Origin of the sequence: Hominisplanchenecus murintestinalis, from assembly GCF_943193015.1 — a bacterium.
Classification (GTDB): Bacteria; Bacillota; Clostridia; order Lachnospirales; family Lachnospiraceae; genus Hominisplanchenecus_A; species Hominisplanchenecus_A murintestinalis.
Genome location: NZ_CALPCM010000006.1, coordinates 29,830 through 52,676, shown reverse-complemented (window position 1 = coordinate 52,676; position 22,847 = coordinate 29,830). Strand labels below are relative to the sequence as shown.

Sequence of the window (22,847 nt, the reverse complement as noted above, 5' to 3'; positions counted from 1 at the left end):
ATTCTTTGAAAATCCGTATGTGGCGTGACGGCTCTGTATTTAAAATCTTCTTTAATGGAGCTGATTTCAAATTGCGGTTTGGCGCTTACGCCGGACGGTTACAGAACCGGCAGTTCCCTGTGCTTCCGCCGGCGCATCCCCGCAAACAATGACCCTGCTATGTTATGCCATACACTAAACACTGCGCCTGGCAGGGTCGCCATAGGATTTGCCGAAAAGTTCGCCGCTGCCAGCGATACCGCAAGCCCGCTATTCTGCATTCCTACTTCAATAGCAATCGCCGTTGCCCTGGAATATTCGATGCTTAACACTTTCGCAAGCCCAAGCCCCATAACTGTACCAATCAGATTATGCAAAACCACCACTCCCAGCACTAATAAACCGCTGCTGATAAGTTTCTCTTTATTATTTGCTACAATACCTGTAGTAATCATAACAATAGCAAGAACGGAAATCAGTGGAAAAATCTCCTGGACTTTCTTGATATATTTTCCAAATATTCTATGAAGCAGGATACCCAAAAGTACAGGAACCAGGACGAGCTTTACGACGGAAATTATCATGGCCGATAATGATACCTCCACCCATGCACCTCCCAATCCATACACCAGCATAGGGGTTACCAAAGGAGCCAGCAAAGTAGAAACGATGGTCATCCCCACGGAAAGAGGCACGTCCCCGCCCGCTATGTATGTAATCACATTACTCGCCGTACCGCCAGGACAGCAGCCTACCAAAATGACGCCAATCGCCAAATCTGGCGGAAGATTCAAAATTCTGCATAACAGCCAGGCGCCCAAGGGCATCACCGTGTACTGTGCCAGCGTGCCTGCCAGGATTTCTCTGGGCTTTGCAAATACTATTTTGAAATCCTCTGCTCTAATGGTCAGCCCCATACCAAACATTGCCGCCCCCAGAAAAAAAGAAGTATAATCTGTCGCCCAGCTAATGAACGAAGGTTTCCAAAACGCCAGAGCCGAACCGATTAAGATAACTACGCTGATATATTTTGTCAGAAATGACGCTGCTTTCCCTATTTTCTTCATGGCATCACCTCATAGCTGAAATTGTCAATCAGCCTGGTTTTGCCAATGTAAACTGCCATAGCTACCAGAACATCACGTTCCACTTGCTCTACTGGCTGTAGGGTAATCGCATCTGTTACAGAAATATAGTCAATCCGTGCCAACAGCTCCTCACAGATAATCTTCTCCATCTGCTGCACTACCATATCGCTGCTGCAGCCTTTGGCGATTACTTTTTGTCCCTGTTGTATCGCCCTGTATAAACAGAGCGCGGCTTTTCGCTCCTCCTTATTCAGATATGTGTTCCGCGACGACTTTGCCAAACCATCCTTCTCCCTGACAATCGGGCAGCCTACGATGCGGATATCAAAATTCAAATCCTCCACCATCTTCTTAATAATCGCCAGCTGCTGTGCATCTTTCTGTCCAAAATATGCAGTATCCGGCTCTACAATATGGAACAGCTTCGACACAACGGTACACACGCCCTGAAAATGAACCGGCCGCGTTTTTCCGCATAGATTTTCTGACAGCGTGTGTATATTGACGTATGCACATGCGTCATGATACATTTCCTCCGGTTCCGGATGAAAGATTAAATCTGCACCAAGACTTTCACATAGAGCAGTATCATGCGCAAAATCCCGAGGATAATCTTCCAGATCCTCATTCGGTCCAAACTGTGTCGGATTCACAAAAACAGACACCACGACTTTATCATTTTCCCTGCGGCATCTTTCAATCAGGCTTCCGTGCCCCTCATGCAGAAATCCCATAGTCGGCACCAGCCCAATGGTACACCCCGCTTTCTTCCATTCACGGATTTGTTCTCTGGTTTCTAAAATGGTTGTTGTTATTCTCATGTCTCCTCTTCCTTTTCTATGGATTTGAAGATAGCCTCTGTTCTGATTCTGCTGCTATTCCTCCTGCTCTCCTGCGCCGTGCCAGCCCATGTCCTTTAACAAACCATGCTTTTCATAGCTGGTAATCCGGCTAATTCTGTTCTCCTCGTCCACAAAAACTACGGAAGGTCTATGCTCCTTTGCTTCCCGCATATCATAACTGCCATATGCCATAATAATGATTTTGTCACCTACGCTTACGCATCTTGCAGCCGCGCCATTCAGGCAAATCATACCGCTGCCCGGCTCACCACTGATCGTATATGTCTCAAAACGGCTTCCATTATTAATATCTACGATCTGGACTTTCTCATACTCCAGAATCCCGGCTGCATCCAGCAATTCTCCATCTACTGTAATGCTGCCCACATAATCAAGCTCTGCCTGAGATACCGTTGCCCGGTGAATTTTAGCTTTTAACATCTCTACTGTCATTCCTGCTCCTTACCTTTCTTTAAAGTCCCATGACTGTTCCTGATATCTGTGAGATGCCAGTCAGTCATATCGCCAAATCCTCTGTCTCATGCCCGCCGTTCCCGGTCGAACCACTGACAGCGCCCCGTTTGTGCGGAATACACAGCGAATCAGATAGAGTATAGTTTTAGAACAAATACTATCTCCGCAGAACATTATAACACATTCCAGAGAAAATGCGAAGAACCTGGATGCGGATGGAGCCGTCGCCCCAAACACATCCAGGTTCTTCTATAAATAAAATAGGTGTTTAAATGTTGCATATATGATGAATCGCCCGAATATATTGAGAAAATAAGAAAGTTTTATATTCTTGGCAATTCCATATGCCTTTACTATGTAGACGGGAAAGCGCTTGCCTTCTCCAAGTCTTCGCATCCTTTCGGCGGGATGCCTGCCTTTGTAACAAGCTCTTTATGGAAAATTTATCCACGCTGGATCTACCCAACATCCTTTTGTTTCATTCCACCGACGGTACTGACGTACACCATTATAAGTTCTATACTTAGTAACAATCTTATCTGCACGCGGCTGTATGGAATTAACTGCTTTTGGAGTGCTCGCATCCGCCGAAAGGACTGGTACAAACGCAGATACCATCAAAAACATGGCAACAAAACAAGCAATTTTCTTAACTCTATTCATCAATCTATATTTCTAACACTAAAACCATCTTCAATCATTGTCTGAGCAAATTCAAACGGAATCTCATCTATTTTCTCATTGAATTCGTCATTTATATAATAACGATTTTCTTTATCTAACAACAACCATGTATTCTCAGGAGTCATTTCATTCATTCCACTAGTGGTTATAATCTCCGACCTGGGAGTATCATAGGCCGGTTGCCAGATAAACGAATAACTTAACAATAACGTACTGCCCATCACAACAGTAAATGCCACCCAGGATACTGCTTTCCGAATACCTGTTAATTCCTTCGGCGGGTCTGCAATTAACGCGAAACGTTTACTCAACTGCTTCTTTTTATCCGTAGTCAACAGACTTGTCGCCGTCAATGACTTCCTTGAGTCCTGCAGTTCTTTCATCCTGTATAATGAACTTTTCAGTGTGCCAAGATAATCTTTCTTCTCTTCATATCCGGCTTTTTCCATTACGACGGTATCGCATCGGATTTCCAGCATCTCATCCATCGATTCGCGTACCACTCCGGCAGATACGTTCCACCAAAAGATATCACATAAAAATTCCATGGCTATCTTTATTAAGGAATCTCTCTTACTGAAATGGGAACACTCATGAAGCAGAATATAATACATCTCTGTGTCCGTGTACTCTGCTTTGGGAAGCAGAATAATCGGTCTTCTCACTCCAAATCCCATCGGTACATCTGCCAAATTGGTGTAGCGCACCGAAAACCTCTTCTGACATTGCTTCTGAGAAGACAACTGTTCCCAGACCCTGTCAAGCTGCTGCTTCTGTGTCTCATCCGGCCGGTCTGACAGCAGAGCCTGCCGCCAAAAATTCCGGTAACGACGATAAAACCTGTAAATATGAATGATGCTTCCTATCAGCCAGCATGCAACGACTACATGCACAAGTGAAAACTCCCATGAGCCGATACTGTATGTATCCAGGCATAATGCCCGGTATATTGGTGCATAAAGCTCTCTGTCTCCCACTATAACGGTGAACGGAAATTCTACCGGAAACAGAAAGCGGAAAATGCTGACGATATATACAGCAAAAATCATCTTAATACTTAAGTATCTTATTGTACGGGCATTCTTCTGTAACAAGGCGATGATACTAAATAATACTCCGCTCCATATGACTGCCATCACAAATGAAAAGAAAGTAAATTTCATTTATTGCTCCTTTAGTTTTTCAATAATACCCTCCAACTCCCTGATGATATCATCTTTATCTTCCTGTAACTCTGTTACCATAGCTACTGCCACTTTAGGAATTGACTGTGCATCCAGCCCTCTTCCAACTGCGAAAAGCGCTACATATTCTTCTCTGGTAATTGAATATTTAAACTGACGTGCATACTGCGTACCGCAACGCACATATCCGCACACCTCAATTGCATTTTTGTCCAATAATGACTTCAGCATAATAGGAAGATAATTATCACTCCATGAATGTTCATCAGGAATTGCAAGAATTTCCACACTGGTCAGCGGTTTGTCCTGCTTCCAAAGCAATTCCATTAACTCTACTTCTTTGTCTGTAAGATGGTATTTTTTATTTTTCTTTTTTAACATAAGCTATCAACCTCTAATTATATAAGACTATGTTTTTCATTTACTATTTCATTATATAGTAAGGCAAAGAAAACGTCAATACAAATATTGGTCAAATATTATTAAAAAACGTTATATTTTTTGCCTTTTCCCCATCTTTGGTATATTTTAACGTTTATTGTATTTTCCGTCAATAGATATTACCAAAAAATATTCTTCTTACGGGAAGGAATGTCCCTCCCGCGTTCTTTTTTACTTATCCCTCCAGATAATTCTTCCTTTGGTCAAATCATATGGGGACATTTCAATCGTCACCTTATCTCCCGGAAGGATGCGGATATAGTTCATTCGAAGCTTTCCGCTAATATGTGCCAGCACCACATGGTTATTCTCCAGCTGCACCTTAAAAGTTGCCCCCGGAAGTTTCTCTACCACGGTTCCTTCTACTTCTATTACATCTGCTTTTGACATGTCTACCTCCTATCATTCTGTAAGCCTATAGCTTTTATGCTATGCCTGATTTCTTCATTTTTCACATGTTCCCATTGGATATCCCGAAACTCAACAGGAATCCGTTTCATGATCTGTATATGCTTCCATTTCTTTTTTTTCGGCTTTTCCAACGGACGGATATCTCCGTCACAAAGCCATGCATACTTTTCCTCTACTCCGGCTATCACATATAGTTTTCCTCTGTCATGCCCCGCCAGCGACCATGCCATCATGCCTCTCTCTGCCCTTTCCATAGAACCTCCCGTTACTCTGACAGGGTAAAGATTTCCGGTTCCCCATCCGTAATTAAAATCGTGTTCTCATAGTGTGCAGAAAGACTTCCGTCCTCAGTAACGACTGTCCAGTCGTCCTCCAGCCATTCCACATCGCAGCGTCCCATGTTGATCATCGGTTCAATGGCAAGCGTCATGCCAGGCACCAAACGGATTCCACGTTTCTTCTGGGGAAAATTGGGAACCTGCGGATCTTCATGCAGCTCTCTTCCGATTCCATGCCCCACTAAATCCTCTACCGGGCTGTAACCAAAACGTTTCACATAGTTTCCAATGGCTGCTGAAATCTCATAAAGCCGATGTCCCGCCCTGGCATATTTGATTCCTTCAAAGAAAGACTGTTTTGTTACGTCCAGCAGCCGCTGCACCTCCGGAGCAATCTTTCCGACAGCATGAGTTCTGGCTGAATCCGAATGAAAGCCTTTATAAATCAGCCCTGCGTCGAGACTGACAATATCACCTTCCTGCAGGATACGGTGCCTGGATGGTATGCCGTGCACCACTTCATCGTTCACTGACACGCAAATAGAAGCCGGGTAACCATTATAATGAAGAAAACTGGGAGTACATCCAAAGCTTCTGATAATCTGCTCTCCCAGACGATCAATCTCCCAGGTAGAAATCCCCGGTTTGATTGCCTTCTGAAGTTCATTATGAGTAATTTCCAGCAGCCGCCCTGCCTCTCTCATAAGTTGTAATTCCTTTGCAGATTTTATTGATACTGACATATATTTACGCTCCTAAAATCTGTACAATTGCCTGGAATACATCTTCCATTGCTACTGTACCGTCTACTTCTTTTAGAACACCTGCCCTGCCATAATACTCAATCAAGGGCTGTGTCTGTTCATGATACACATCAAGACGCTTTTTTACCGTTTCCGGCTTATCATCATCTCGGAGGATTAATCCTTCCCCGCAGGCATCGCATACATTTTCTTTTTGCGGTGCATTGTACTCTACATGGTAGGTAGCTCCACATCCTACACATGCGCGCCTTCCGCCCATGCGGCTGATAATATTTTCATCAGGTACTTCTACATTAATGGCAAAATCTACCTTCTCTCCCAGCTTCTCCAAAGCTGCGTCCAGGCTTTCCGCCTGCGGAATGGTACGCGGAAAGCCATCCAGCACATACCCTTTCTGGCAGTCGCTCTGCTGCACCCGGTCTACAACCAGGTCTACGACCAGCTCGTCTGGTACGAGGAGCCCCTGATCCATATAGGTCTTTGCTTTCTTTCCAAGCTCCGTCCCATTCTTAATGTTAGCCCTGAAGATATCGCCTGTGGAAATATGGGGAATCCCGTATTTTTCTGCAATCTTCTTTGCCTGGGTGCCTTTTCCTGCTCCCGGTGCACCTAACATAATGATTTTCATAGCATTCTTCCTTCCTTTATCATAGAATCATACGCTTTTATCCGGTAATTAATGCGAAAGTGCGCTACTTCTTTGCTGCAACCCGCCTTATGGATTACAGCAAAGAAAGAAGCACACTCTTTAATCACTCAAGAAGCCTCTGTAATTGCGAACCAGCATCTGTGACTCCATCTGTTTTAATGTCTCCAGGATAACACCTACGATAATGATAATAGATGTTCCTCCGAAAGATACAGACGCTCCGAACACTCCGTTGAATACAATCGGAATCGTAACAACAATGAGAAGTCCAACGGCTCCTAAGAAAATGAGGTAATTCAAAATCTTATTCAAGTAATCCTGCGTCGGTTTTCCGGGACGGATGCCTGGTACAAAACCGCCCTGCTTTTTCATATTGTCTGCCACCTCAATCGGGTTAAACGTAATAGAGGTATAGAAATACGCAAAAAATACAATCATAACCGCATACAGGACAAAACCTATCGTATAAATCGGCTGTTTTAAATCAAACCAGTAATTCTGATTCAACATGCCAAGAATCGTAGCTCCTACGCCTGTGCCGCCCGTCTTACCCATAAAGGTCGCAATCATCGTAGGCATAGACATCAGGGAAGAAGCAAAGATTACCGGAATAACGCCTGCGGTATTCACCTTCAGCGGAATATGGCTGGACTGACCGCCCACCATCTTTCTTCCCTGCATCTTCTTCGCATACTGTACCGGAATCCTTCTCTCTGCGTCATTCAGAAGAATAACCAGAATAATTGTAACGATAATAACCGCAAGGATGATGATTCCTGCCAAAGCACCCTTTGCTACTGTCTTATTTTTCACAAAATCATTGAACAGGCCTACAAGGTCGTTCGGAACCCTGGAAAGAATATTAATCATCAGGACGATAGAAATACCGTTTCCAATTCCTTTTTCAGTGATACGCTCGCCCACCCACATAAGGAATGCCGAACCTGCTGTCAGAGCAGTCACAACTGACACTACATTCAGGAAATTCATATTGGTAATCAGTCCCTGGTTACCAAATCCAATTGCCATAGCGAGACCTTCAATCAATGCCAGCGCTACCGTTACATAACGTGTGATTTCCTGAAGTTTCTTCCGTCCGTCCTCTCCGTCCTTCTGCATTTCCTCTAATTTCGGAATAGCAATCGTCAGCAGCTGAATGATGATTGATGAAGTGATATACGGGCTGATGTTCAATGCAAAAATCGACATCTGCTCAAAGGAACCTCCGGTGAACGCATTAAAGAAGTTAAACGCATCGCCAGACTGCTCTGCAAACCATCTTGAGAAGAATGTCCTGTCTACACCGGGTATCGGAAGCTGTGAACCAAGCCTCACGATAACCAGCATCATTAATGTGTATAAAATCTTTTTACGCAAGTCTTTGATTTTAAACGCATTACGCAGCGTTTCTAACATTAGATCACCTCTGCTTTTCCGCCAAGTGCTTCAATCTTAGCTTTTGCTCCTTCACTGAATGCATTCGCCTTTACTACAAGTTTTTTAGTCAGCTCGCCGTTGGCAAGAATCTTCACGCCATCCTTCGGTCCTTTGATCATTCCTGCTTCCTGCAGCATCTCAATGGTAACCTCTGTGCCATCTTCGAACCTGTCAAGAGCGCCCACATTGACAATCACGATATCCAGAGAGTTTCTGTTTGTGAATCCTCTCTTCGGAATACGTCTGTATAAAGGCATCTGTCCACCCTCAAATCCGATTCTCGGTGCACCGGAACGAGCTTTCTGTCCTTTATGGCCTTTACCTGCAGTCTTTCCGTTTCCTGATCCATGTCCACGGCCTCTTCTGAAATTATCACTGTGCTTTGAACCAACTGCCGGCTGTAAATTGGATAAATCCATTACGACACCTCCTTATCAAATAATATTTCTTAGATTTCCTCTACTTTCACCAGATGCTGTACCTGCTTAATTTTCCCCCAGGAAGCAGCATTGTTCGGCATTTCAACTGTCTTATTCAGCTTTCTAAGCCCCATAGCCTCTACTGTCGCACGATGTTTTGGAATGGCACCGATTGTAGATTTCACCAATGTAACTTTTAATTTATCTGCCATTTTTCTAATCCTCCTTAAGCGCGGATCTCGTCAACAGATTTCCCGCGGAGCCTTGCTACTTCCTCCGGGGATTTGAGCTGCTTTAATGCCTCAATCGTTGCGAGAACTACATTCTGCTTGTTATTTGAGCCTAAAGACTTTGTACGGATATTCTTGATTCCTGCCAGCTCGCACACGCTACGTGCCGGGCCTCCGGCAATCACTCCGGTACCTTCCGGGGATCTCTTTAACAATACGCTTGCCCCGCCGAATTTGCCTGTCCAGTCATGAGGAATACTGTTATTCTCGTCAAGCGGCACATTTACAAGCCTTTTGGCAGCATCTTCTTTTCCTTTGCGGATCGCTTCAGGAATCTCGGCTGCTTTTCCAAGCCCTGCGCCTACGTGTCCGTTGCCATCACCTACAACTACCAAAGCTGTGAAACGGAAGTTACGACCACCTTTAACAACTTTTGTTACACGTTTGATTGATACTACTTTTTCATTCAATTCGAACTGGCTAGCATCAATGATTGTATGTTTCATGTGTTCTTCCTCCTTGTCTAGAATTCAAGACCAGCTTCTCTAGCTGCATCTGCCAAAGCTTTGATTTTACCCTGATATATGAAGCCGCCTCTATCAAAGACAACAGTGGTAATACCTTTTTCTAAAGCTCTCTTTCCGATAACGGTTCCCAAATATGCTGCTGCGCTTACGTCGTTGGTTTTTTCCAGCTCTGCTTTTACATCTTTCTCAAGTGTGCTTGCAGAAACAAGAGTGTTGCCAACTGTATCGTCAATAACCTGAGCATACATATGATTATTGCTTCTAAACACAGCCAGACGCGGTCTCTCAGCAGTGCCGCTGAAACGGTTACGCAGTCTTTTGTGCTTTTTTACACGAACTTTTGATCTGGATTCTTTACTAACCATCTTTACACTCTCCTTAATTATTTCTTACCAGTCTTACCAACTTTACGTCTGATAACTTCATCATCATACTTGATACCTTTGCCTTTATATGGCTCCGGTTTTCTCTTCTCTCTGATTTCCGCTGCGTATTGGCCAACTTTTTCTTTACTGATACCTTTTACAATAATCTTGTTGCCATCCACTGTAGTTTCAAGCCCTTCCGGGTCTTCCATCTCTACAGGATGTGAATAGCCAAGAGATAATACTAATTTCTTGCCCTGCTTTGCAGCTTTGTAACCTACGCCGTTTACTTCCAGTGTCTTGGTATAACCCTCGCTCACACCAACTACCATGTTGTGGATCAGCGTCCTGGTCAGGCCGTGTAAAGATTTCATTTTCTTCAAATCATTCGGTCTTGTTACGATTACATGACCGTCTTCCATCTTAATGTCCATTTCCTTTGGAAGCTCTCTTACAAGAGTTCCTTTACTGCCTTTCACAGTAACTACATTTCCCTCTGCAATCTCAACAGTAACGCCTGCGGGGATTGCTACCGGCATTCTTCCGATACGTGACATTTCCATGTCCTCCTTACTTAGATTTTCGGAAAGGAACGGGTGTCCTTTCTGTTTTCAGTAACTTGTTTGGTTTTAGTTTTCACTAAAGTTTCTACCAAACAAACGCTAATACTTCTCCGCCTACCTGGAGCTTACGCGCCTCTTTGTCTGTGATAACGCCCTGGTTTGTAGAGATGATTGCCACGCCCAGTCCTCCAAGAACTTTCGGCAGTTCTTCTCTGTTTGCGTATACACGCAGTCCCGGTTTGGAGATTCTCTTCAGCCCGGTGATGATTCTCTCATTCTTATCTGCGCCATATTTTAATTCGATACGGATTGTCTGGAAGTTTCCTTCTTCGACAAGGTCGTATTTGCTGATATAACCTTCGTCTAAAAGAATGTTTGCGATGGCAATCTTCATTTTAGAAGCCGGTACATCTACTGTATCATGTTTTGCAGTGTTTGCATTACGGATTCTTGTAAGCATATCTGCAATTGGATCGCTCATTGTCATTTGGTTTGCCTCCTTTTATAATTAATTCCTTCGGTATGTTCCCTCAGCTAAGTTCGCACTGCGCTTTTAACTTGTGCTTACTAAGATTCGGGAACGGCCTCGCACGAACCTCAAGCCGCGCCTGACGGCTTGCTTTCACCAAGTGCTTTCGGTCACCAAGAAGCTTTCTTTACTCCTGGAATCTGGCCTTTGTATGCTAATTCACGGAAGCAGATCCTGCAGATTCCGTATTTTCTTAAATATGCATGTGGACGACCACAGATTTTACAGCGGCTGTACTCTCTTGTGGAGAATTTCTGTTTGCGCTGCTGCTTGATTTTCATTGCTGTCTTAGCCATGAAATTTCCCTCCTAACTATTTCGTAAACGGCATATTAAACTGTGTCAACAACTCTCTGGCTTCTTCGTCAGTCTTTGCGGTAGTAACGAAGATTACGTCCATACCTCTGACCTTGTCAATCTTGTCATACTCAATTTCCGGGAAAATGAGCTGCTCTTTGATACCCAGAGCGTAGTTTCCTCTTCCGTCAAATGCGTTAGGATTCACGCCTCTGAAATCACGCACACGCGGCAGCGCCAGGTTAATCAGACGGTCAACAAACTCGTACATTCTTTCCCCGCGCAGTGTCACCTTGCATCCAATGGCCATTCCTTCCCTGATTTTGAAGTTAGCCACAGATTTTTTAGCCTTTGTGAGTACTGCCTTCTGGCCTGTAACGGTTTCCATGTCTTTAACGGCTGACTCCAGCGCCTTAGCATTGTCTTTTGCCTCGCCGACACCCATGTTGACAACCACTTTATCAAGCTTCGGAACTTCCATCACATTTTTATATTCAAATTTCTTCATCATAGCATCTACGATTTCATTCTTGTAAATCTCTTTCAGTCTACTCAACTTGTGCGACCTCCTCTCTCTCAATATTAATCGATAACTTCGCCTGTTGCTTTCGCATAGCGAACTTTTTTATCGCCATCCATCTTGAAGCCCACTCTTGTAATTTTGCCTTTGTGCAGCAGCATCACGTTTGAAATAGCAATGTACGCTTCTTTGTTCACGATACCGCCCTGCTGGTTTGCGGCAGACGGCTTCGTGTGCTTCGTAACCATGCTCACACCCTCAACCAGAACTCTGTGGTTCTTTGTGTCAACAGCGATTACTTTGCCTTCTTTGCCTTTATCTTTCCCGGCGATTACCTGTACGTTATCACCTTTTTTGATTTTCATAGCTGACATAAAGTACCTCCTATAATACTTCCGGAGCAAGTGAAACAATCTTCATAAACTGTTTTTCACGAAGCTCTCTGGCTACCGGCCCAAAGATACGTGTTCCTCTCGGAGTCTTGTCATCTTTGATAATAACAGCAGCATTTTCATCGAATCTAATATAAGAACCGTCTTTACGGCGTGCACCCTTTACTGTACGAACTACCACAGCTTTTACAATGTCACCCTTTTTTACAACACCGCCTGGTGTTGCATCTTTAACCGTAGCAACGATTGTATCGCCAATGTTTGCATATCTTCTGGTAGAACCGCCTATAACCCTGATGCAGAGAATCTCTTTTGCCCCAGTGTTATCAGCTACCTTCAGTCTGCTCTCCTGCTGGATCATGCTGATATACCTCCTTATACTATTTAACTTTCTCTACGACTTCCACAAGTCTCCATCTCTTGTCTTTGGACAGGGGCCTTGTTTCCATAACCTTTACGGTATCGCCTTTGCGGCACTCGTTATTTTCATCATGCGCTTTCAGCTTATATGTCTTCTTCACGATTTTTTTGTAAAGAGGATGTTTTACATGGTCTTCGATAGCAACTACGATTGTTTTGTCCATCTTATCGCTGACTACCTTGCCTGTACGGGTTTTTCTCAGATTTCTTTCCACGTTCCTTTACTCCTTTCGTGGGATTACTCCGCTTTTTCAGAGATAACTGTCTGAATACGGGCGATGTTCTTGCGAACTTCTTTGATTCTGCTAGTGTTATCTAACTGATTTGTTGCGTTCTGGAACCTCAGGTTGAAGAGTTCCTTCTTAGCAGCTACTAATTCTTCGTTCAGCTCCGAAGCTGATTTTGTCCTTAAATCTTCTACGAATTTATTAATTTTCACTGTTATCACCGCCTTCTAAGTCTGCTCGGGAAACGATCTTGCATTTACATGGTAATTTGTGCATAGCAAGACGTAATGCTTCGCGGGCTGTTTCTTCCGGTACGCCTGCAAGTTCGAACATTACACGCCCTGGTTTTACAACTGCTACCCAGTACTCTAATGTTCCTTTACCGGAACCCATTCGAGTTTCTGCTGGTTTTGCTGTTACTGGTTTATCTGGGAAAATCTTAATCCAAACCTTACCTCCACGCTTGATATAACGTGTCATGGCAACACGGGCTGCCTCTATCTGGTTGGACTTAATCCAGCATGGTTCGGTAGCTACAAGACCAAACTCACCGTAGGTAATCTTGTTGCCTCTTGTGGCTTTACCAGCCATGGAACCACGGAACTGTTTACGACGTTTAACTCTTTTTGGCATTAACATTATTTATCGCTCCCTTCCTTTGGTCCTTTCGTTGGAAGTACTTCACCCTTGTAGATCCATACTTTTACGCCAATCTTTCCATATGTGGTATCTGCTTCCGCAAAACCATAGTCGATATCTGCGCGCAGTGTCTGAAGAGGAATTGTCCCCTCGCTGTAGAACTCTGTACGAGCCATATCAGCGCCGCCGAGACGTCCGGAAACAGCAGTCTTAATACCCTTTACTCCGGCCTTCATGGAACGTCCCATCGTAGACTTCATAGCGCGGCGGAAAGAAACACGGTTCTCAAGCTGCAAAGCGATATTCTCTGCTACTAACTGGGCATCCCTGTCCGGCCTCTTTACTTCTTTAATATCAACGATTAATTTCTTATCTGTAAACTTCTGGACTTCTGCCTTTACTTTCTCGATTTCAGAGCCGCCCTTACCGATTACTACGCCCGGTTTTGCTGTATAGATGATAACCTTTACTCTATCAGAAGCTCTCTCAATCTCAATCTTTGAAACTCCGGCACTGTATAATTTCTTCTTCAGGTATGTCCTGATGTTGTAGTCCTCTACCAGGAAATCAGCGAAAGAGCCTTCAGCATACCATTTTGAATCCCAGTCCTTAATAACACCGACTCTCAGGCCGTGTGGATTAACTTTCTGTCCCATGCTTTACCTCCTATCTTTCATTCAGCACGATGGTGATGTGGCTCATCCTCTTTTCGATTCTGTATGCCCTTCCCTGTGCCCTCGGTCTGATTCTCTTCATTGTAGGACCTTTGTTTGCATAACACTCTTCTACATAAAGATTTGAAGCATCCATCCCATTGTTATTCTCAGCGTTTGCAATCGCTGACTTTAATAATTTAGCAATTAATTCAGACGCATATCTCGGATTGTAGGTCACAATACCGAGCGCTGTCTGCACGTCTTTACCTCTAATGGCATCCAAAACAAAACATGCTTTCTGAACAGAAACCCTGGCATAAGATAACTTAGCCGACGGCCTTGTGTCCTTCTGTGCATTTCTCTCTCTCTTGATTTGGGATCTATGTCCTTTTGCCATGATGAAACCTCCTTTTTTCCTGTATTTCCCCATGTGTCTGGGGCGCCCCTCAGGGCGCTGTTTACCGTCTGTTAGCGAACGCCGGATTTCTTCTCGTCTTTGCCGTGTCCCCTGTAGGTCCTGGTTGCAACGAACTCTCCAAGCTTGTGCCCAACCATGTCCTCTGTAATATATACAGGCACATGCTTTCTGCCGTCATGGACTGCAATTGTATGTCCAACCATCTGTGGGAAGATTGTAGAACGGCGGGACCAGGTCTTAATAACCTGCTTTTCACCTGCTGCGTTCATAGCGTCTACTTTTTTAAGTAAGCTTTCATCTGCAAATGGTCCTTTTTTCAGTGATCGAGCCATAGGTTCTAACCTCCTTATAATCTCTGATTGTTTAATTATTCAGCGCCTTACCGTCACGTCTTCTTACGATAAGCTTATTAGACTGCTTGTTCTTCTTCCTTGTCTTTAAGCCCAGCGCAGGTTTGCCCCAAGGTGTGCATGGACCCGGACGTCCGATACCTGTCTTACCTTCACCACCTCCGTGTGGATGGTCGTTGGGGTTCATGACGGAACCGCGGACAGTAGGTCTGATACCCATATGGCGCTTTCTTCCGGCCTTACCGATATTAATCAGGTTGTGGTCTGCGTTTCCTACTGTACCGATTGTCGCGCGGCATACAACAGGAACCATCCTCATCTCGCCTGACGGCAGACGAAGCGTCGCATACTTGCCTTCCTTTGCCATAAGCTGCGCGGAGTTTCCTGCGGAACGAACCATCTGTCCGCCTTTTCCCGGATACAGCTCAATGTTATGAATCAGAGTACCGACTGGAATCTCTGATAATGGCAGGCAGTTTCCAAGCCTTACCTCGGCTTCCGGCCCATTCATAATCTTCATGCCGACTTTCAGTCCGGCCGGCGCCAGTATATAGGATTTCTCGCCGTCTGCATAGCAGATCAGCGCGATATTTGCTGTTCTGTTCGGATCGTACTCAATCGCAAGGACATTAGCCTGGATTCCGTCTTTCTTCCTTTTGAAATCCACCAGTCTGTACTTTCTTCTGGAGCCGCCCCCGCGGTGTCTTACCGTAATCTTACCCTGGTTGTTACGTCCAGAGTTTTTCTGAAGGGATACTACCAGGCTCTTCTCCGGCGCTTTCTTTGTGATTTCTGAAAAATCAGAACCACTCATCTGTCTCCGGGAAGGTGTATATGGTTTATATGTCTTAATTCCCATGATTCTTTCTCCTTTCGCCGCCCTGCCCTGTAACAGGAGGACGTTTCACATTTATTGTCACGCTTGTCTGCGTATGGTTTGAGGAAAATCTTACAGTCCCTCGAAAATTTCGATTTCCTTGCTTTCCTCTGTCAGAGCCACGATAGCTTTTTTCGTTTTTGCTGTCCTTCCGTAAACCATGCCGCGTCTTTTCTTCTTACCGTCAAGGTTCATGGTATTTACGCTTTTTACCTTTGTGCCCTCAAACATTTTTTCAACGGCTTCTTTGATCTGGCTCTTTGTTGCTTCCGGGTGTACTAAGAAGGTATATTTCTTCTCAGCCATAGCGTTCATACTCTTTTCCGTTACAACCGGTTTAAGGATTACGTCGTAATACTGAATTGCTGCCATTATGCGTACACCTCCTCAATTGCTGCCACAGCGTCCTTTGTCAGGACAAGAGTGTTATATTTCAAAATATCATATACGTTAATTGTTCCTGTGTGGGCTGTCTTGACATCCGGCAGGTTCCTTGCTGACAGTGCTACCGTCTGGTCTGCTTCCTTCGTGACAACCAGCGCTTTTTGGACATTCAGGCTGTCCAGTACGCCCTTCATTGCTTTTGTCTTAATCTCGGTAAGGCTCAGCTCATCCAGGACGAAAATCTTGTTTTCCTGGACTCTTGAAGTCAGGGCAGATTTCAGCGCGAACCTTTTTTCTTTCTTATTCATCTTGAAGGAATAATCCCTTGGTACCGGAGCGAATACGGTTCCACCGCCTGTCCACTGCGGCGCCCTTGTTGAACCCTGCCTTGCATGGCCGGTTCCTTTCTGTCTCCACGGCTTTCTTCCGCCGCCGGAAACTTCGGAACGGGTCTTGGCTTTCTGTGTTCCCTGACGTTTGTTTGCAAGCTGGCTTACAACTGCCATGTGTACCAGATGTTCATTTACTTTTACACCGAATACAGCATCATTCAGCTCAATCGTGCCAACTTCTTTGCCTTCCATATTGTAAACAGATACGTTTGCCATCTGTATGTTCCTCCTTCCACAAAATCCTATTTACCGGACTTTACGCTTTCTTTAATCTTTACTAAAGATTTCTTAGGTCCCGGTACTGCGCCCTTTACTAAGAGAAGATTGTTCTCAGCATCCACTTTTACTACCTCAAGATTCTGGATAGTAACCTGCTTATTTCCCATCTGGCCAGGCATTTTCTTGCCCTTAAATACCTTACTTGGGTCAGAAGCCGAACCGTTAGAACCTGCATGGCGGTGGAACTTGGAACCATGAGTCATAGGTCCTCTGGACTGTCCATGTCTCTTGATGGCGCCCTGGAAACCTTTACCTTTTGAAATGGCAGTCGCGTCAATCTTATCTCCTGCCGTGAAAACATCGGCTTTGATTTCCTGTGCTACTGCATATCCTTCTGCGTCCTCAAGCTTGAACTCCCTTACATATCTCTTGTAGGAAACCCCTGCTTTGTCAAAATGTCCTTTCAGCGGCTTGTTCACCAGTTTTTCTCTCTTGTCAACAAAGCCTACCTGAACTGCACTGTAACCGTCATTCTCTACTGTCTTTACCTGTGTCACTACACACGGTCCTGCCTGGAGTACGGTTACGGGAGTGAGAACTCCGTCCTCATTGAAGATTTGAGTCATTCCGACTTTCGTAGCTAAAATTGCTTTCTTCATGATTTACCTCCTGTTTTTCTACAGCGGATTTGGCCCGCTCGGAAATTGAACTGCACCAAATCATCCTAGTCAAACAGTTAATATAAGTGGAACATATCGTTACTTCTATATCAACCTTTTAGGATAATTTCATTCTTGCGATGCTGCCTATTTGGTCTTCATCTTGATGTCGATGTAAACGCCGGCCGGCATTTCCAGCCTTGACAGTGCATCCACCGTCTTCTGCGTTGGCGTCATAATGTCAATCAGTCTCTTATGTGTTCTCTGCTCGAACTGCTCTCTGGAGTCTTTGTACTTGTGTACAGCCCTCAGAATCGTGATAACCTCTTTCTTTGTCGGAAGGGGTACCGGTCCGCTCACCTTTGAACCGTTTTTCTTTACAGTTTCAATGATTTTCTTAGCAGATGCATCAATCAGCTGATGATCATATGCCTTCAATGTGATACGCATTACTTGACTTGCCATAAAAAAAGTCGCCTCCTATTCGCACTTGATTTCAGTACGACAAGCGGTGACTGCACACTCTCCCGTGTGTATCATGAGATACTACACGTTGTTCCCGGGCTTTGCCGGGCAGTTATATTGTACAGTGACTTGTCGCCAGTTTCATAACTTGACATTCGCTCCACGGAAAACCTGCGGTTTTCGATCCGCAGCAACCTCACGCTTCTACGCTATCAAGGTCACAACGTCTTGATTATAAAGGAAAACCCTTGTATTGGCAAGGGTTTTCCAGAAAAAATTGTTTTTTTTTCAATACATTATCCTGTCACTTCCTGATCAGGATAAGTTTCGGGAGTTTCTTATTTTTTAAAGTGGTCTTATTCCCATACTTGTCGCAAGCTTCCACACAAATCAGCCGAAGCTTTCCCTTTTTCCCAAACTCTGAAGCAGAAAGCGTATATTCATAGCGGCTTTTCTTCCTATTATAAATCATGTCCCCATAAAGCAGTTCTTTTGTGGCAGTATTTTTCCAAACGCAGGCCACATACCGCATCGGGCTTTTGTCGCTGGCTTTCACATAAAGTTTCGCTTTTCCTTTTTTCTTTACAGCCTTCCCGGTCAGAGCTATGCTCTTTTTACGCACTACAGGAGCTTTCCCGTCAGCCTTTGTGCCCTGCACAGTGAATTCAGAAAATGACAAATCGTCTACAACACTTGTAAGCGTTTCTCCCTGTCCCAGCACCTTTATACCATCCCATTCCTGCATCAAACTTGTCACTTTTGCATAGGAATATGAATCTGGAAATAGAATATGATCAATCTTCCACTTCCCCGGCTGCATCCCTTCCTCAATCTTCAGTTCGCCATGAAAAATATTATCCTCCGAAGAGCGCTCAATATCCTGAACTATTTTCTGATCACCCTCTGAGCCCCAAGTAACCCTTGCCACTTCGCTCCCCAAATGGGTTCTGCGTCTATCTGTACGTTCGTCCCTGACGCGCTTACCGGAAGAGCAAAAGTTACACATCCCAATAATAACGCTGCTGTCATTCCTTTTACCTTTCCCATACTGTCTCTCCTTCCTGTCTTTTCAAAAAATGTTTCAACTTTCATTTCTTAAATCATTATCACCAGAATCACCCAACCGTTTCTCCTACATATACTTTTTTAACTATACCTTCTATTTCTATAAATTATATATATCATCCCTTAACTTATTTATCAATACTGCATAAGTATTTTTATCTGGTTTACTTTTTATTATATATTTTGACATTATTTTAATATTTACGCAAGAACTCCAGCCCAAATCAATAATATAACACTAACAACACTGTATCTTCTGTTTATTCCTGTCTCCTCAAAAAAACACTCCTCTCTGATAAGAATTTTCACATTTTAATTCTTATCAAAAAGGAGTTTCTTTGTAACAGTTCAGCCTATGGCTTCACTGTTACGGAATCCAGCCCAACCGCCGGAACCGCCACATACACATAAGTCTTATCGTCATTCACACTGTAATGCATGGCGATGTTCACATTAAACGGCTCGCCTTCATGCATCTCATAGTCAAAAATCCACGGCGTATACCCGTAAATCGTATAAAGCTGCATCTCTCGATTTTCCGATACCACCCGGGCATTCATGCTTTCCAGAAAATCGTCTGCAACTGCATTTCTCTCTTCTAAGGACAGTTTTCCCTGGTAACTCCCGATAATATTCGCGGAGCTTTTACTATTTTCTCCGTAAGGTTCCATCAGGCTTTCCAGTTTCTCCCGATAGGCATACGCGTCCACCATATCCCCTTCCATAGTAATGTTTATAATAACATACTGGCTGATTTCGCCCTCAACATCGGCAGTAATGAAGCGCAGGACAGATTTCGCATTGCTTCCCTCTTTCGTGAGACGGGTTTCTTCCCTGTTTTCGTCATACCTGCGGGTAACTTCGATGTTTTCCGTAATCCCCAGCCCTCCCGCGATATGGCGCAGAAATTTCTCCTGATCCTCAGATTCCAGAAATTCTTTTTTATAAACGCCGTAATATTCTACGGCTCCTGTCTGCTCCTGCTCTCCAATCCTCGCGAACACCCCGGCAACTTTCTCTTCTTCCTGTTCATGTCCCTGCGCCAACTGCCCTACAGCCAGAATCCACAAGAGAAACAAGGAAACCAACCATCGCTTTTTCAACATAAAAATCCCTCCGTCCGGTTATCTCTAATCCGCATCTGTCCAGAGCTGTCTTAAAATACTCTGCTCTGAACTGTTACATCTTATAATAACCAAACGGAGGGATTTTATACAAAATACTCTTCCAAATTAGCCTCTCCGGGACGCATCAATACGTGCCAGAGCCCTGTGGAGCGCCAGCTCCGCACGGGTCAGATTGATGTTCGAATCATGTGTCTGCATCCGGCGTTCCGCCCTTACCTTTGCTTCTTCGGCGCGGTTCAAGTCGATTTCATTCGGCCACTCTGCCGCCTCTGCCATGATGCTGATTTTATCCGGAAGGATTTCAATAAACCCTTCATGGAGAGCCGCCGCCCTCTGCCCCTCATCATCCTTGATGATAAGAAGACCGGGGTCCAAGATCATCGTCATAGGAATATGCCTTTTATATATTCCCACCTGGCCTTCCGTGGTATTCAGCTCGATCATAGAAGCCTCGCCCTTGAAAAACACCCTGTCAGGACACACGATTTCCAATTCGAAATATTTGTCAGCTGCCATCACTGCACCCCCTATTTCATTCGTGCCGTCACATCATCGATGCTTCCCGCATTCAGGAAATAGCTCTCAGGGATATCGTCATGCTTGCCGTCCAGGATTTCCTTAAAGCCACGGATAGTTTCAGACAGTGGCACATAACGGCCAGTCGTGCCTGTAAACTGCTCTGCCACGAAGAACGGCTGGGACAGGAACCTCTGTACCTTTCTCGCACGGCTTACCACCAGCTTATCTTCCTCGGAAAGTTCGTCCATACCGAGGATAGCGATAATATCCTGCAGCTCTTTATATTTCTGAAGGATTTCCTGCACGCCGCGAGCCACATTGTAATGCTCCTCACCCACCACGCGCGGGTCAAGGATACGCGATGTGGACTCCAGCGGGTCTACCGCCGGATAAATTCCCAGCTCCACGATGGAACGTGAAAGCACGGTAGTCGCGTCCAGATGTGCAAACGTATTTGCCGGAGCCGGGTCAGTCAAGTCATCCGCAGGCACGTAAACAGCCTGTACGGAAGTGATAGAACCGCTCTTTGTGGATGTAATACGCTCCTGGAGCGCTCCCATCTCCGTCTGCAGCGTCGGCTGATATCCAACGGCTGAAGGCATACGTCCCAGAAGTGCGGACACCTCCGAACCCGCCTGTGTAAAACGGAAAATGTTGTCGATGAAAAGCAGTACATCCTTACCGCCCTGGTCACGGAAGTATTCTGCCATAGTAAGACCGGTCAGGCCCACCCTCATCCTGGCTCCGGGCGGCTCATTCATCTGCCCGAATACCATAGTCGTCTTATTGATAACCCCTGAATCTGTCATTTCATGATACAGGTCGTTTCCCTCACGGGTACGCTCGCCTACTCCGGTGAATACGGAATATCCGCCGTGCTCTGTGGCGATATTTCTTATCAGCTCCTGAATCAGCACGGTCTTTCCTACTCCGGCGCCGCCGAACAGACCGATTTTACCGCCCTTCTGGTAAGGGCAGAGCAGGTCTACGACCTTGATTCCTGTTTCCAGGATTTCCGTAGCTGTGGACTGCTCTTCGAAGGAAGGCGCACTTCTGTGAATCGGAAGGTACTGTACGCCTTTCGGCGCCTCTTTATTATCAATCGGATCACCTGTTACGTTAAAGATACGCCCCAGGGTCTTCTCACCTACCGGAACACTGATAGGAGCCCCGGTAGCCGCTGCTTCCATGCCCCTTACAAGTCCGTCACTGGAGCCCATCGCAATGCAGCGCACTGTATCGTCACCCAGGTGCTGTGCCACTTCCACTACCAGCCTGCCGCCATCCTTCTGCTGAATATGGATTGCCTCGTTGATGGCTGGCAGTTTGCCGCTGGTGAACTTGATATCCAATACCGCACCAATGACCTGAGTGATTTTTCCTATATTTTGTTCTGCCATATTTTCGCCTTTCCGACGCGCTTAACGCGTCATCTTGGTAGATTTGGAAGTTTACTTCCAAACTTTTTCTATCTCACTCCTAAACAAACCTAACTGATTGCTTCCGCCCCGGCGATGATTTCCGTCAGCTCCTGCGTAATAGAGCCCTGCCTTGCCCTGTTGTACTGAAGGGTCAGGCTGTCAATCATCTCTTCCGCATTGCTGGTTGCCGCGTCCATAGCCTGCATTCTGGCCCCATTCTCACTGGCGGCTGCTTCCACCAACGCGCCGTACAAAAGGCTCGTCAGGTATTTCGGGATAATAATATCCAGCGCCTCCTCCTCGGACGGCTCGTAGTTCATAGGCGTCTTTGCCTCTTCCACTGAAAGCTCGGCCTCGGAAAACTCAACCGGGAGCAGCTTCATCAGCTTCGGCTCATGCACCACTGTATTTTTGAAAGAAGTATAGGCGAGATAAATCTCTCCCACACGCTCCTCGGCAAAGTCCTCGAGCAGTCTCTGTCCGATACGCTTCGCGTCGGAAAACAGAGGGGCGTTGATGACGTCGCTGTAATCCTCCGCCACCTGATACCCCTGCTTTTCCAGGCTGTCCCTGCCCTTCCTTCCGATTGTGTAAAGCAGCACGTCCTCTTTTTTCAGACTGCTTCCGGTAACCAGCTTCGTCACGTTGGAATTGTACCCTCCTGCCAGACCCCGGTTCGAGGTAATGACAACTACCGCCTTTTTCTCGGATGCGCCGGATTTTAAATATGGATAGTCCAGACTTCCCGAGCGCGCCAGCATAGAGGTTACTGTATTATACATATATTGGAAATACGGCCTGGAGTTCTCGGCCCTTTCCTTTGTTTTCTGAAGCTTCACAGTCGAAACCAGCTTCATGGCCTTCGTAATCTGGCTTGTACTGGTGATACTGTTTTTCCGCCTCTGAATGTCTCTCATAGAAGCCATTTCGTCTCACC

At 45.3% G+C, this 22,847-nt stretch carries 37 protein-coding genes; all 37 read right to left on the bottom strand.

Going from position 1 to position 22,847, the window contains the following annotated elements; translation table 11 throughout:
- Window positions 1-98: 98 nt before the first annotated feature.
- Window positions 99-1,046 (bottom strand): bile acid:sodium symporter family protein, encoded by a 948-nt coding sequence (locus NFR99_RS04040; protein WP_251352818.1) that lies wholly within the window; start codon window positions 1,044-1,046, stop codon window positions 99-101.
- Window positions 1,043-1,888 carry a pantoate--beta-alanine ligase gene (gene panC, locus NFR99_RS04035; RefSeq protein ID WP_251352816.1) on the bottom strand — a complete coding sequence of 282 codons (846 nt, stop codon included), beginning with the start codon at window positions 1,886-1,888 and terminating at the stop codon, window positions 1,043-1,045. Before panC ends, NFR99_RS04040 begins: the two co-directional genes overlap by 4 nt.
- 54 nt (window positions 1,889-1,942) lie before the next feature.
- Window positions 1,943-2,362, bottom strand: coding sequence for an aspartate 1-decarboxylase (gene panD, locus NFR99_RS04030; RefSeq protein ID WP_120483060.1), 420 nt, complete (start codon window positions 2,360-2,362; stop codon window positions 1,943-1,945).
- A gap of 683 nt (window positions 2,363-3,045) precedes the next feature.
- Entirely contained in the window at window positions 3,046-4,230 is a 1,185-nt protein-coding gene (locus NFR99_RS04025) for a M56 family metallopeptidase (protein WP_120483062.1), read from the bottom strand.
- Window positions 4,231-4,632, bottom strand: a complete 402-nt coding sequence (locus NFR99_RS04020) for a BlaI/MecI/CopY family transcriptional regulator (RefSeq protein ID WP_120483064.1) — start codon at window positions 4,630-4,632, stop codon at window positions 4,231-4,233.
- A gap of 231 nt (window positions 4,633-4,863) precedes the next feature.
- Entirely contained in the window at window positions 4,864-5,082 is a 219-nt protein-coding gene (gene infA, locus NFR99_RS04015; protein WP_120483066.1) for a translation initiation factor IF-1, read from the bottom strand.
- A gap of 2 nt (window positions 5,083-5,084) precedes the next feature.
- Window positions 5,085-5,357: a KOW domain-containing RNA-binding protein gene (locus tag NFR99_RS04010; protein WP_120483068.1), complete on the bottom strand. Its 273-nt coding sequence runs from the start codon at window positions 5,355-5,357 to the stop codon at window positions 5,085-5,087.
- A gap of 11 nt (window positions 5,358-5,368) precedes the next feature.
- The gene (gene map, locus NFR99_RS04005; protein WP_120483070.1) at window positions 5,369-6,124 is read right to left on the bottom strand and encodes a type I methionyl aminopeptidase; all 756 of its coding nucleotides are present in this window, start codon (window positions 6,122-6,124) and stop codon (window positions 5,369-5,371) included.
- Between the two features lie 4 nt (window positions 6,125-6,128).
- Window positions 6,129-6,773, bottom strand: coding sequence for an adenylate kinase (locus NFR99_RS04000; RefSeq protein ID WP_120483072.1), 645 nt, complete (start codon window positions 6,771-6,773; stop codon window positions 6,129-6,131).
- A gap of 120 nt (window positions 6,774-6,893) precedes the next feature.
- Window positions 6,894-8,210: a preprotein translocase subunit SecY gene (gene secY / locus NFR99_RS03995; protein ID WP_120483074.1), complete on the bottom strand. Its 1,317-nt coding sequence runs from the start codon at window positions 8,208-8,210 to the stop codon at window positions 6,894-6,896.
- Window positions 8,210-8,650, bottom strand: coding sequence for a 50S ribosomal protein L15 (rplO, locus tag NFR99_RS03990; protein ID WP_120483076.1), 441 nt, complete (start codon window positions 8,648-8,650; stop codon window positions 8,210-8,212). The genes secY and rplO overlap by 1 nt, the downstream gene beginning before the upstream one ends.
- A gap of 29 nt (window positions 8,651-8,679) precedes the next feature.
- Window positions 8,680-8,862 carry a 50S ribosomal protein L30 gene (gene rpmD / locus NFR99_RS03985; RefSeq protein WP_120483078.1) on the bottom strand — a complete coding sequence of 61 codons (183 nt, stop codon included), beginning with the start codon at window positions 8,860-8,862 and terminating at the stop codon, window positions 8,680-8,682.
- 14 nt (window positions 8,863-8,876) lie between these two features.
- Complete coding sequence (rpsE, locus tag NFR99_RS03980) at window positions 8,877-9,386, bottom strand: 30S ribosomal protein S5 (RefSeq protein WP_120483080.1); 510 nt, start codon at window positions 9,384-9,386, stop codon at window positions 8,877-8,879.
- A gap of 17 nt (window positions 9,387-9,403) precedes the next feature.
- Window positions 9,404-9,772 (bottom strand): 50S ribosomal protein L18, encoded by a 369-nt coding sequence (gene rplR, locus NFR99_RS03975; RefSeq protein ID WP_120483081.1) that lies wholly within the window; start codon window positions 9,770-9,772, stop codon window positions 9,404-9,406.
- Between the two features lie 17 nt (window positions 9,773-9,789).
- Complete coding sequence (rplF, locus tag NFR99_RS03970; RefSeq protein ID WP_120483083.1) at window positions 9,790-10,329, bottom strand: 50S ribosomal protein L6; 540 nt, start codon at window positions 10,327-10,329, stop codon at window positions 9,790-9,792.
- Between the two features lie 91 nt (window positions 10,330-10,420).
- A complete protein-coding gene (gene rpsH / locus NFR99_RS03965; protein WP_120483085.1) occupies window positions 10,421-10,822 on the bottom strand; it encodes a 30S ribosomal protein S8 in 402 nt (133 codons plus the stop codon).
- Between the two features lie 152 nt (window positions 10,823-10,974).
- On the bottom strand, window positions 10,975-11,160 hold the full coding sequence (locus NFR99_RS03960) for a type Z 30S ribosomal protein S14 (protein WP_120483087.1): 186 nt from the start codon (window positions 11,158-11,160) through the stop codon (window positions 10,975-10,977).
- Between the two features lie 16 nt (window positions 11,161-11,176).
- The gene (gene rplE / locus NFR99_RS03955; protein ID WP_120483089.1) at window positions 11,177-11,716 is read right to left on the bottom strand and encodes a 50S ribosomal protein L5; all 540 of its coding nucleotides are present in this window, start codon (window positions 11,714-11,716) and stop codon (window positions 11,177-11,179) included.
- Between the two features lie 26 nt (window positions 11,717-11,742).
- Window positions 11,743-12,054 (bottom strand): 50S ribosomal protein L24, encoded by a 312-nt coding sequence (gene rplX / locus NFR99_RS03950; RefSeq protein WP_120483091.1) that lies wholly within the window; start codon window positions 12,052-12,054, stop codon window positions 11,743-11,745.
- A 10-nt stretch (window positions 12,055-12,064) separates the two neighbouring features.
- Window positions 12,065-12,433 (bottom strand): 50S ribosomal protein L14, encoded by a 369-nt coding sequence (gene rplN, locus NFR99_RS03945; RefSeq protein WP_120483093.1) that lies wholly within the window; start codon window positions 12,431-12,433, stop codon window positions 12,065-12,067.
- A 19-nt stretch (window positions 12,434-12,452) separates the two neighbouring features.
- On the bottom strand, window positions 12,453-12,707 hold the full coding sequence (gene rpsQ / locus NFR99_RS03940; protein ID WP_120483095.1) for a 30S ribosomal protein S17: 255 nt from the start codon (window positions 12,705-12,707) through the stop codon (window positions 12,453-12,455).
- Window positions 12,708-12,730: 23 nt separating this feature from the next.
- A complete protein-coding gene (gene rpmC / locus NFR99_RS03935; RefSeq protein WP_120483097.1) occupies window positions 12,731-12,931 on the bottom strand; it encodes a 50S ribosomal protein L29 in 201 nt (66 codons plus the stop codon).
- On the bottom strand, window positions 12,921-13,358 hold the full coding sequence (gene rplP, locus NFR99_RS03930) for a 50S ribosomal protein L16 (protein WP_120483099.1): 438 nt from the start codon (window positions 13,356-13,358) through the stop codon (window positions 12,921-12,923). Before rplP ends, rpmC begins: the two co-directional genes overlap by 11 nt.
- The gene (gene rpsC / locus NFR99_RS03925) at window positions 13,358-14,014 is read right to left on the bottom strand and encodes a 30S ribosomal protein S3 (protein WP_120483101.1); all 657 of its coding nucleotides are present in this window, start codon (window positions 14,012-14,014) and stop codon (window positions 13,358-13,360) included. Before rpsC ends, rplP begins: the two co-directional genes overlap by 1 nt.
- 10 nt (window positions 14,015-14,024) lie before the next feature.
- Window positions 14,025-14,411: a 50S ribosomal protein L22 gene (gene rplV, locus NFR99_RS03920; protein ID WP_120483103.1), complete on the bottom strand. Its 387-nt coding sequence runs from the start codon at window positions 14,409-14,411 to the stop codon at window positions 14,025-14,027.
- Between the two features lie 71 nt (window positions 14,412-14,482).
- Entirely contained in the window at window positions 14,483-14,764 is a 282-nt protein-coding gene (rpsS, locus tag NFR99_RS03915) for a 30S ribosomal protein S19 (protein WP_120483105.1), read from the bottom strand.
- A gap of 31 nt (window positions 14,765-14,795) precedes the next feature.
- Window positions 14,796-15,641 (bottom strand): 50S ribosomal protein L2, encoded by an 846-nt coding sequence (rplB, locus tag NFR99_RS03910; RefSeq protein WP_120483107.1) that lies wholly within the window; start codon window positions 15,639-15,641, stop codon window positions 14,796-14,798.
- A gap of 90 nt (window positions 15,642-15,731) precedes the next feature.
- Complete coding sequence (gene rplW, locus NFR99_RS03905; RefSeq protein WP_120483109.1) at window positions 15,732-16,031, bottom strand: 50S ribosomal protein L23; 300 nt, start codon at window positions 16,029-16,031, stop codon at window positions 15,732-15,734.
- Entirely contained in the window at window positions 16,031-16,651 is a 621-nt protein-coding gene (rplD, locus tag NFR99_RS03900) for a 50S ribosomal protein L4 (protein ID WP_120483111.1), read from the bottom strand. Before rplD ends, rplW begins: the two co-directional genes overlap by 1 nt.
- 26 nt (window positions 16,652-16,677) lie before the next feature.
- Entirely contained in the window at window positions 16,678-17,313 is a 636-nt protein-coding gene (gene rplC / locus NFR99_RS03895) for a 50S ribosomal protein L3 (RefSeq protein WP_120483113.1), read from the bottom strand.
- A gap of 147 nt (window positions 17,314-17,460) precedes the next feature.
- Window positions 17,461-17,778: a 30S ribosomal protein S10 gene (gene rpsJ / locus NFR99_RS03890; RefSeq protein WP_120483115.1), complete on the bottom strand. Its 318-nt coding sequence runs from the start codon at window positions 17,776-17,778 to the stop codon at window positions 17,461-17,463.
- Window positions 17,779-18,082: 304 nt separating this feature from the next.
- Window positions 18,083-18,706: a hypothetical protein gene (locus tag NFR99_RS03885; RefSeq protein ID WP_120483117.1), complete on the bottom strand. Its 624-nt coding sequence runs from the start codon at window positions 18,704-18,706 to the stop codon at window positions 18,083-18,085.
- Complete coding sequence (locus NFR99_RS03880; protein WP_160216368.1) at window positions 18,664-18,825, bottom strand: hypothetical protein; 162 nt, start codon at window positions 18,823-18,825, stop codon at window positions 18,664-18,666. Before NFR99_RS03880 ends, NFR99_RS03885 begins: the two co-directional genes overlap by 43 nt.
- 371 nt (window positions 18,826-19,196) lie before the next feature.
- Window positions 19,197-19,949, bottom strand: coding sequence for a YwmB family TATA-box binding protein (locus tag NFR99_RS03875; protein ID WP_251352814.1), 753 nt, complete (start codon window positions 19,947-19,949; stop codon window positions 19,197-19,199).
- A gap of 126 nt (window positions 19,950-20,075) precedes the next feature.
- Window positions 20,076-20,486: an ATP synthase F1 subunit epsilon gene (atpC, locus tag NFR99_RS03870; protein WP_251352812.1), complete on the bottom strand. Its 411-nt coding sequence runs from the start codon at window positions 20,484-20,486 to the stop codon at window positions 20,076-20,078.
- An 11-nt stretch (window positions 20,487-20,497) separates the two neighbouring features.
- The gene (atpD, locus tag NFR99_RS03865) at window positions 20,498-21,889 is read right to left on the bottom strand and encodes a F0F1 ATP synthase subunit beta (protein ID WP_120483123.1); all 1,392 of its coding nucleotides are present in this window, start codon (window positions 21,887-21,889) and stop codon (window positions 20,498-20,500) included.
- Window positions 21,890-21,978: 89 nt separating this feature from the next.
- Window positions 21,979-22,836: an ATP synthase F1 subunit gamma gene (gene atpG, locus NFR99_RS03860; RefSeq protein ID WP_251352810.1), complete on the bottom strand. Its 858-nt coding sequence runs from the start codon at window positions 22,834-22,836 to the stop codon at window positions 21,979-21,981.
- Window positions 22,837-22,847: the final 11 nt, after the last annotated feature.

What these genes read in the sequence shown, in the direction of transcription:
- NFR99_RS03875 (WP_251352814.1), bottom strand. Translation starts at nt 19,949, where the DNA reads ATGTTGAAAAAGCGATGGTTGGTTTCCTTGTTTCTCTTGTGGATTCTG.
- NFR99_RS04000 (WP_120483072.1), bottom strand. Translation starts at nt 6,773, where the DNA reads ATGAAAATCATTATGTTAGGTGCACCGGGAGCAGGAAAAGGCACCCAG.
- NFR99_RS03960 (WP_120483087.1), bottom strand. Translation starts at nt 11,160, where the DNA reads ATGGCTAAGACAGCAATGAAAATCAAGCAGCAGCGCAAACAGAAATTC.
- atpG (WP_251352810.1), bottom strand. Translation starts at nt 22,836, where the DNA reads ATGGCTTCTATGAGAGACATTCAGAGGCGGAAAAACAGTATCACCAGT.
- rpsJ (WP_120483115.1), bottom strand. Translation starts at nt 17,778, where the DNA reads ATGGCAAGTCAAGTAATGCGTATCACATTGAAGGCATATGATCATCAG.
- secY (WP_120483074.1), bottom strand. Translation starts at nt 8,210, where the DNA reads ATGTTAGAAACGCTGCGTAATGCGTTTAAAATCAAAGACTTGCGTAAA.
- NFR99_RS04010 (WP_120483068.1), bottom strand. Translation starts at nt 5,357, where the DNA reads ATGGAAAGGGCAGAGAGAGGCATGATGGCATGGTCGCTGGCGGGGCAT.
- NFR99_RS03880 (WP_160216368.1), bottom strand. Translation starts at nt 18,825, where the DNA reads ATGGGAAAGGTAAAAGGAATGACAGCAGCGTTATTATTGGGATGTGTA.
- rplW (WP_120483109.1), bottom strand. Translation starts at nt 16,031, where the DNA reads ATGGCAGCAATTCAGTATTACGACGTAATCCTTAAACCGGTTGTAACG.
- rpmD (WP_120483078.1), bottom strand. Translation starts at nt 8,862, where the DNA reads ATGGCAGATAAATTAAAAGTTACATTGGTGAAATCTACAATCGGTGCC.
- atpD (WP_120483123.1), bottom strand. Translation starts at nt 21,889, where the DNA reads ATGGCAGAACAAAATATAGGAAAAATCACTCAGGTCATTGGTGCGGTA.
- rpsH (WP_120483085.1), bottom strand. Translation starts at nt 10,822, where the DNA reads ATGACAATGAGCGATCCAATTGCAGATATGCTTACAAGAATCCGTAAT.
- rpsE (WP_120483080.1), bottom strand. Translation starts at nt 9,386, where the DNA reads ATGAAACATACAATCATTGATGCTAGCCAGTTCGAATTGAATGAAAAA.
- rplC (WP_120483113.1), bottom strand. Translation starts at nt 17,313, where the DNA reads ATGAAGAAAGCAATTTTAGCTACGAAAGTCGGAATGACTCAAATCTTC.
- NFR99_RS04020 (WP_120483064.1), bottom strand. Translation starts at nt 4,632, where the DNA reads ATGTTAAAAAAGAAAAATAAAAAATACCATCTTACAGACAAAGAAGTA.
- rplD (WP_120483111.1), bottom strand. Translation starts at nt 16,651, where the DNA reads ATGGCAAACGTATCTGTTTACAATATGGAAGGCAAAGAAGTTGGCACG.
- rplX (WP_120483091.1), bottom strand. Translation starts at nt 12,054, where the DNA reads ATGTCAGCTATGAAAATCAAAAAAGGTGATAACGTACAGGTAATCGCC.
- rplO (WP_120483076.1), bottom strand. Translation starts at nt 8,650, where the DNA reads ATGGATTTATCCAATTTACAGCCGGCAGTTGGTTCAAAGCACAGTGAT.
- rplV (WP_120483103.1), bottom strand. Translation starts at nt 14,411, where the DNA reads ATGGCAAAAGGACATAGATCCCAAATCAAGAGAGAGAGAAATGCACAG.
- infA (WP_120483066.1), bottom strand. Translation starts at nt 5,082, where the DNA reads ATGTCAAAAGCAGATGTAATAGAAGTAGAAGGAACCGTGGTAGAGAAA.
- rplP (WP_120483099.1), bottom strand. Translation starts at nt 13,358, where the DNA reads ATGTTAATGCCAAAAAGAGTTAAACGTCGTAAACAGTTCCGTGGTTCC.
- panC (WP_251352816.1), bottom strand. Translation starts at nt 1,888, where the DNA reads ATGAGAATAACAACAACCATTTTAGAAACCAGAGAACAAATCCGTGAA.
- rpsC (WP_120483101.1), bottom strand. Translation starts at nt 14,014, where the DNA reads ATGGGACAGAAAGTTAATCCACACGGCCTGAGAGTCGGTGTTATTAAG.
- rplB (WP_120483107.1), bottom strand. Translation starts at nt 15,641, where the DNA reads ATGGGAATTAAGACATATAAACCATATACACCTTCCCGGAGACAGATG.
- NFR99_RS04025 (WP_120483062.1), bottom strand. Translation starts at nt 4,230, where the DNA reads ATGAAATTTACTTTCTTTTCATTTGTGATGGCAGTCATATGGAGCGGA.
- rplF (WP_120483083.1), bottom strand. Translation starts at nt 10,329, where the DNA reads ATGTCACGTATCGGAAGAATGCCGGTAGCAATCCCCGCAGGCGTTACT.
- map (WP_120483070.1), bottom strand. Translation starts at nt 6,124, where the DNA reads ATGTCAGTATCAATAAAATCTGCAAAGGAATTACAACTTATGAGAGAG.
- panD (WP_120483060.1), bottom strand. Translation starts at nt 2,362, where the DNA reads ATGACAGTAGAGATGTTAAAAGCTAAAATTCACCGGGCAACGGTATCT.
- rplR (WP_120483081.1), bottom strand. Translation starts at nt 9,772, where the DNA reads ATGGTTAGTAAAGAATCCAGATCAAAAGTTCGTGTAAAAAAGCACAAA.
- rpsS (WP_120483105.1), bottom strand. Translation starts at nt 14,764, where the DNA reads ATGGCTCGATCACTGAAAAAAGGACCATTTGCAGATGAAAGCTTACTT.
- NFR99_RS04040 (WP_251352818.1), bottom strand. Translation starts at nt 1,046, where the DNA reads ATGAAGAAAATAGGGAAAGCAGCGTCATTTCTGACAAAATATATCAGC.
- rplN (WP_120483093.1), bottom strand. Translation starts at nt 12,433, where the DNA reads ATGATCCAGCAGGAGAGCAGACTGAAGGTAGCTGATAACACTGGGGCA.
- atpC (WP_251352812.1), bottom strand. Translation starts at nt 20,486, where the DNA reads ATGGCAGCTGACAAATATTTCGAATTGGAAATCGTGTGTCCTGACAGG.